Origin of the sequence: Methanocalculus sp. (assembly GCF_029762515.1) — an archaeon.
Classification (GTDB): Archaea; Halobacteriota; Methanomicrobia; order Methanomicrobiales; family Methanocorpusculaceae; genus Methanocalculus.
This window is the reverse complement of sequence record NZ_JARVGN010000100.1, coordinates 1-6,164: the sequence shown is the minus strand read 5'-3', so window position 1 is coordinate 6,164 and position 6,164 is coordinate 1. Positions and strand designations below refer to the sequence as shown.

Annotated in this window: 10 protein-coding genes; 4 read left to right on the top strand and 6 right to left on the bottom strand. The window is 52.3% G+C overall.

What is annotated here, in order from left to right:
- Nucleotides 1-244, bottom strand: a 244-nt coding sequence (locus QCH34_RS04955) for a CbiX/SirB N-terminal domain-containing protein (protein WP_300331062.1), incomplete at its 3' end; no start/stop codon positions are given.
- A 103-nt stretch (nt 245-347) separates the two neighbouring features.
- Between QCH34_RS04955 and QCH34_RS04950 the strand changes: the two genes are divergently transcribed.
- Genes QCH34_RS04950 through QCH34_RS04940 form a run of 3 tightly spaced genes read left to right on the top strand, consistent with a single transcriptional unit; the run spans nt 348 to nt 2,876 of the window.
- Entirely contained in the window at nt 348-1,481 is a 1,134-nt protein-coding gene (locus QCH34_RS04950) for a methanogenesis marker 9 domain-containing protein (RefSeq protein ID WP_300331059.1), read from the top strand.
- Complete coding sequence (locus QCH34_RS04945) at nt 1,453-2,274, top strand: triphosphoribosyl-dephospho-CoA synthase (RefSeq protein WP_300331056.1); 822 nt, start codon at nt 1,453-1,455, stop codon at nt 2,272-2,274. The genes QCH34_RS04950 and QCH34_RS04945 overlap by 29 nt, the downstream gene beginning before the upstream one ends.
- A gap of 41 nt (nt 2,275-2,315) precedes the next feature.
- Complete coding sequence (locus QCH34_RS04940) at nt 2,316-2,876, top strand: DUF447 domain-containing protein (RefSeq protein ID WP_300331053.1); 561 nt, start codon at nt 2,316-2,318, stop codon at nt 2,874-2,876.
- A 16-nt stretch (nt 2,877-2,892) separates the two neighbouring features.
- Here QCH34_RS04940 and QCH34_RS04935 read toward each other — a convergent pair whose 3' ends face one another.
- The 5 genes from QCH34_RS04935 to thiD form a co-directional block, all read right to left on the bottom strand.
- Nucleotides 2,893-3,276: a type IV pilin N-terminal domain-containing protein gene (locus QCH34_RS04935; protein WP_300331050.1), complete on the bottom strand. Its 384-nt coding sequence runs from the start codon at nt 3,274-3,276 to the stop codon at nt 2,893-2,895.
- A gap of 176 nt (nt 3,277-3,452) precedes the next feature.
- The gene (locus QCH34_RS04930; RefSeq protein WP_300331045.1) at nt 3,453-3,881 is read right to left on the bottom strand and encodes a hypothetical protein; all 429 of its coding nucleotides are present in this window, start codon (nt 3,879-3,881) and stop codon (nt 3,453-3,455) included.
- Between the two features lie 63 nt (nt 3,882-3,944).
- On the bottom strand, nt 3,945-4,220 hold the full coding sequence (locus tag QCH34_RS04925) for a hypothetical protein (protein WP_300331040.1): 276 nt from the start codon (nt 4,218-4,220) through the stop codon (nt 3,945-3,947).
- Between the two features lie 23 nt (nt 4,221-4,243).
- Complete coding sequence (locus tag QCH34_RS04920; RefSeq protein WP_300331035.1) at nt 4,244-4,684, bottom strand: Lrp/AsnC family transcriptional regulator; 441 nt, start codon at nt 4,682-4,684, stop codon at nt 4,244-4,246.
- Between the two features lie 23 nt (nt 4,685-4,707).
- Entirely contained in the window at nt 4,708-5,535 is an 828-nt protein-coding gene (thiD, locus tag QCH34_RS04915) for a bifunctional hydroxymethylpyrimidine kinase/phosphomethylpyrimidine kinase (RefSeq protein ID WP_300331032.1), read from the bottom strand.
- A gap of 143 nt (nt 5,536-5,678) precedes the next feature.
- Between thiD and QCH34_RS04910 the strand changes: the two genes are divergently transcribed.
- On the top strand, nt 5,679-6,164 hold a 486-nt coding region (locus QCH34_RS04910; protein WP_366898349.1), incomplete at its 3' end, for an AIR synthase related protein.

Genomic DNA, 6,164 nt, shown 5'->3' with positions numbered 1-6,164 from the left:
TATCCTTGAGGATATGAACACCCTTTGCGAGGAAGAGCGGAACAACAACGAGAAGATCGATATCTTCCTGTGAGAACGACTGTATTGACTCCTCTACAGAGGGTTCATTCATGCTCATAAACCCTGCCTTGACGATATAGCCATTATTCTTCGCGGCGATGAGAGCGGCGGTGCTCTCGACAAGTTCCTTGTTGTGCGGGAGTTTGCTCCCATGTCCAACCAGTAGTAAGCCTTTCTTAGCCATTATACTAGAGTTGTACAATTATAGGTAAAAAGTATTATCGATTCGGTTTGAGAGAGGGAGATCCAAACTACTATCCCTTATCATTTCTAATTATAGTGAATCTATGATGGAGGCATACGAACGGTTTGAGCTGCTGATGAACCAGCAGATCGTCAGGACACCCATTGCACTGGCATCCATGGCCGGAATGGTGGATGCTGCATATGCACTTGAGCGAGGTGGGCATATCGGTGCTGCGTTCCTTGGGGGTTTCTCCATCGATGAAGAGACGGTACTCGCAAGCCACGATCTTGCCGAAGCCGGGAGAGCCGAGTTCTTCTTCCCAGATCCTATTGAAGGGATCCGGGCTGAAGTCTTGAAGCTGAAGGGATCAGACATTGTGCCCGGCATCAATCTCCGGGGATCATCTGCTGCATCGTTTGAAGTACTCGCTGATGAGCTTGGGGATATCGCAGTTTATGAAATAGATGCACACTGCCGCCAGTTGCCGATGATCAAGGCAGGTGCAGGCGAGCATCTGCTCACCCACCACCATGATCTCTGTTCGATTGTAAAAGCCTTAAAAAAATTTGATATCTGCGTCTCGGTGAAGCTTCGTACCGGACACACTGACGAGCGGGCACTGGCAAAAACACTCTGGAAAGCCGGTGCTGATATCATTCATATTGACTTGATGGACGAAGGGTACCAGAAGATCCGCCAGATCAGAAACTCCTGCCCCTTACAGATAATTGCAAATAACTCAATGCACTCATATGACCGGGTGATGGAGCAGTTCTCCCATGGTGCGGATCTCGTCTCTGTTGCGCGAAAAGCCGATCTCCATACCCTGAAAGGGCTGGATGCTGCGATCCGACGATATGCCGATGAAACCGGATGGTATAACGCACCAAAGCAGCTCTGCCGGGGAGGTGATCTCAGGGCTCTTGCATTCTGCTGTATGCCGGTGAAGGAGTGCCCCCTGCTCCCGGTTCTGAAAGGAATCGACATGGGACGGGAATCGTATGTCCACTTAAAACAACAATCTGTTTTGAATACGCCTCTTCAGGAGGGGGCACACACCTGTTTTGGGAGCCTTGCCTGGTGCTGTAAAACCTCAACTCCCTGTATGTTCCGCGACATGACACTTAAGAATCTGAATATCCAGAAGACAGAATATATGAAGTATAAACGGAGACTTGCCGAGAAGATAATGGAGGAGATCTTCCATGAAGTGCCCGCCGACATCCCGTGCTGAGTTTGCACAGCTCGCAATGATGCTTGAGGTGACGGCATATTCAAAGCCGGGGAATGTCGACCGCTGCCATGATTATGAAGATACCCGGCTCGAACATTTTCTTGCATCTGTGATCGCCTGCCGCCACACCCTTGATGCAGTTGAGGGGGGAAAATTCGGTATCGGGGAGGGGATCTATGATGCAGTTGTCAGGACCAACTGCCATTCCGGCGGCAACACCCATTTCGGGGCATTTATTCTTCTTCTGCCGCTTATCGCCGGACGAGATATTCCGGGCGCTCTGCGGCTGATCAAGGAGACGACGGTTGACGATGCTGTCCTCTTCTATCGTGCATTTGCAGAGACACAAGTCCGGGTGATCGAAACTGACGGGCTGGATGTAAATGATCCCGAGTCGATTGAGCAGATCAGAAGAGACGGGATGACTCTCCTCGATGTGATGGCATATTCTGCACCAAAAGACATGATCTGCCGTGAATGGGTGGAAGGCTACACTCTGACCAGAAGGTTTGCAGATCGGCTCCATGATACAGGCGGCGGTGCCGGATCTATCAGTCCTCTTTTCATCCGCCTGATGTCAGAGGAGATGGATACCTTCATCGCCAAGAAGTTCAATGCAACAATTGCTGAGGAGGCGATGGCGATGGCACAGGAGGTGCAGGCAGGGCGGCGGACGGTCACCTCAATGGATGAGGAGTGTATCCGCCGCGGCATCAATCCCGGATCTCTTGCGGACATCACCATCGCCGGGATTTATCTCGCACTCACCGAGGGATGGCAATGGGACCAATAAACAATCATCCCCCTGATGAAACCACCCGGAAGGAGAGCATCATGCATGATAGCATCCTTCTGGAAGGAATCAACGAGGTGATCGGCACCACCCACATGAATGCCGCACCTATGGGCGTCATCCTCCGGGGGGGTCGCTACACCCTCGCCCTTTTTAAAGGGAGCCATACTGCTGAAAATATCATCAGGGACGGCTGGTTTGTCGCAAACCTGATCTTTGATCCGGTGATCTATGTTAAGTCTGCATTCGGTGATCTCCCTGAAACAGCTTTCACCACCGAGACGATCGAGGGCACCCCGATGCATCGCCTCGCCGCCGCCGAGGCATGGGTTGCTTTCAGGGCAGAGGTGATCGCTGAAAGCAGCGAGGCATACAGCATCCTCCTCACCCCGATCAAAGAAGAGGTGCTGGAATGCCAAATCCATCCCGTAAACCGGGGCTTCAATGCGATCATCGAGGCGGCGGTACACGGCACCCGGTATATCATGAACCACGATCCCGAACTGGAGTGGCTGATCCGGCATCACCTGGCGCTTGCAAGGAAGTGCGGGGGAGAGCGGGAGAAGGAAGCCGCGGGGATAGTTGAGGGGTTTATAAAATAGAGAAGGGGTATTATGGTCAGAACTGTTTGTCAAATATGACCTGTTCTGAACCATCTGAGAATTTGCCAATAATAATTAATTTTCTTCCAGTGATTGATGAACCAATTGTACTGGAAGATCCAACAGTCGGTGTATGCAGCTGAGGAGTAAATTCAGTTTGGCTTCCACCATTCAATGTGTATGTAACATTGACAAGTGATGACATATCAGCGCCACCCTGCCATGTAATAATTCCTGCAGTTGAATTATCTTGAACCGTCAACCCAACAACCTTCGCGCCCTGGACATTGCCCACGAGCCCGAAGACAAACGCTGCAATGACTGCAGCAAGGATCACCGTGATGGCGACCATCAGGATAACACCGATAACCGGTGATACCGCATCGTCATTTCTCTTCATAGACATAATCATTCACCTCACATCACCGGAGAGCCATTTTGGATTTCCGGTGTGTATGATGAGTCAATGGGAGATGAACTATATAAATACTATGTCACCAGGTGCAGAGAGAAAGAAAAACCATTCATATACGGTCGGAGGAAATATTATTTCCTTAAAAGTTTATTGAGGATTATTTATTTCCTCGCTAGGTACCGGATCGCCCCATCCGCCTCCTCAGAGACCCAGTCCGGAAGGAGCCCGGCAAGGAGCCCCCGCAGATAAGCGCCGGCAATCAGAGGGGTACATAGGGGGTGATCGGCCGGAATCGTGAAATCAGTCCGGATAGTAATCTGAGTATTGCCCTTCCGCTCATAGGGAACTCCGATCGTGATCAGGAAGCTCTCGACAATAGTGAGGATATCCTCTGCCTGCACCCGCTCCCGGAATCCACAACCATGCTCCTGACCGAGTGAATAAGTGTGCCGGGAAACAGCCTCACGGATCTCAGGAGATGGATCTTCGGCAAGACGGGCAAGGAGGGGATCGGCGATCCGGTTCTTTCCAAAGAACCTGGAGGTCTTGCTGATCGTCCAGTCACGTGCAAACGAAGATCCAAAACCCATCCCAAAAACCTCTATCCCGGCTCCAAAGGCTCCTTATCCCTATCCCTACCCCTATCTCCATTCCTATCTGACAACACCGGTGATCATGCACCCAATCCCTGCGATCTGGAAGAGACGGGCAATTACAATAGACCAGTACGATATGGCCGTCTCCCCCTGTACAATTGCCACCATATCCGAGAAGACGATGCCAATCACGAGCAGGAACAAACCCAGGTTAAAGAGGAGGAGCGTTCTATCCTTCACACGCTTATAGCTGAGGTACACAAGCACATTCAATGCCGCACCCATCAGGAGGGTGATGATCGCAAGTAATCCATGAAGTAATTCAAAAGCCATGCCAATCACCCAAACAGAACGCCTTAACCAACATATGTCTGCTCCTTAATCTTCTTCACTGCCAGAATGGTATTTACCTCTCGAACCCCGGGATGTGCCTGGAGCGGCTGAATGAGATCGTTTTTAAGCTCCGAAATATCTGATGTCACCGCTTTTATCAGGTAGTCGTTTGGCTCAAGCACCTCAAAGACCTCCCGCACAATCTGTTTCCCTGCGAGATAGGTAATGAGATCTCCTGCGGAATCGGGATCAACCTTGATCGAGAGGAAGGATACCAGCCGGCGGGGGAAGAACTCGGGATTGACCGCAATCGTAAACCGCTCGATCACGCCTTCCTGCTTCATCCGCTCGATCCGCTTGAAGACCGTCGATGGAGCAATGGAGAGCCGCTTCCCAAGGTCCGCCAGCGGTATTTTGGCATCCCCCATCAGCGCGTCAAGGATGGCATGATCGGTTGCATCCATTATAGTGATGATGGTTAATTGGATCAGATTAAAGAATCGGTTTGTCTTTTGGAAGCCGGCCACTCCCAGAAGGGATCCGGCACCGCCCCCCCTGAAGGAAGTTGGATTGCCTCCCGGATTGCACCGTCGATGAAGCGTTTGGCACCTGCCACTCCCCCACGAAGATCCCGTCCCAGGCTGAGCTCTGCGGCAATTGCAGAAGCAAAACAGCATCCCGAACCATGAACTTCATAGGGATATCGCGGGGCAGAGAACGCCTCTTCTCCATTCCGGGTCATAAATAGATCTACCGAAGCATCTCCGCTTCCCAGATGCCCGCCCTTCAGGACAACCGCATCAGCGCCATATGAAAGGAAGACCAAGCCAGCCTCCCGCATATCCTCGAGGGAGCGAATCGGCGCAATACCGCTTAGAATCTCCGCCTCAGGGATGTTTGGAGTGACGACTGTTGCCCGCGGGATCAGCCCGTCTCTCAGGAGCAGAAGAGCATCTTCGGTGATAAGCCGATGGCCGCTTGTCGAGACGATCACCGGATCGAGGACAAGCGGAGCGCCCGGCGGGAGTGAGTCAATGACAGCCTCTATGACAGCAGTATTCCCAAGCATCCCGGTCTTCCATGCAGAGACAGAGAACTCCTCACAGAGGGTGGTAATCTGTGCCGAAACAGAATCAGCTGACTGCACCCATGCCCCCGCAACTTTCCGGGTATTCTGGGCGGTGACTGCGGTTACGACAGAGAGGCCATAGACCCCATATGCGGCAAAGGTCTTCAGATCGATCTGAAGCCCGGCGCCCCCGCTCGGATCCGAGCCGGCGATCGTACAGGCAGTGGGGGGGAGTGGAGCAGTCATATCAGTAGAACTCTCACCCTCCCACATCATGAGAGTTGCGATTCAGGTGCGTGCGCTCCGGTTCGCCAGAACAGTATCATTACAGCATCTCAGATGCACTTGGATCACGCCTTTATTGCCCCTCCCGATCAACAGAATCGTATATGGATATAGAGGGATATGTGCGCAGGCATCTGGCTGAAGAATGCACAGATGATGACCTGCGCATCCGACTCCGCGACCGGATCCTTGAGATAAAAGATCTCACTCCGGAATATGCCGGGGCATTTGCCGCTGCCGCAATCGAGGAAGTAAGGCTCACTGAGGGGCTGAAAGGAGATCTCTTCACCTATGAGAAGGCTGGCGTCTCCATGGGTGAGTTTGGTGTTGGATCCCGTGGAACAGGTGACTTCTATGCGCACCGGAAGATCGCTCAAATCATCGGGGATACAGGTGCATCGGTCGGCGTCTCAGAGATGGATGATGGCGGAGTGGTTCAGGCAGGGGGACAGTACATCATCGCCACTGTAGACGGCATGCATTCCCGCCTCTCGGACTATCCATTCCTTGCTGGCTTTCATGCCACACGGGCAACCCTCCGTGATGTCTATGTGATGGGAGCAACACCTGTCGGCCTCATCTCGGATATT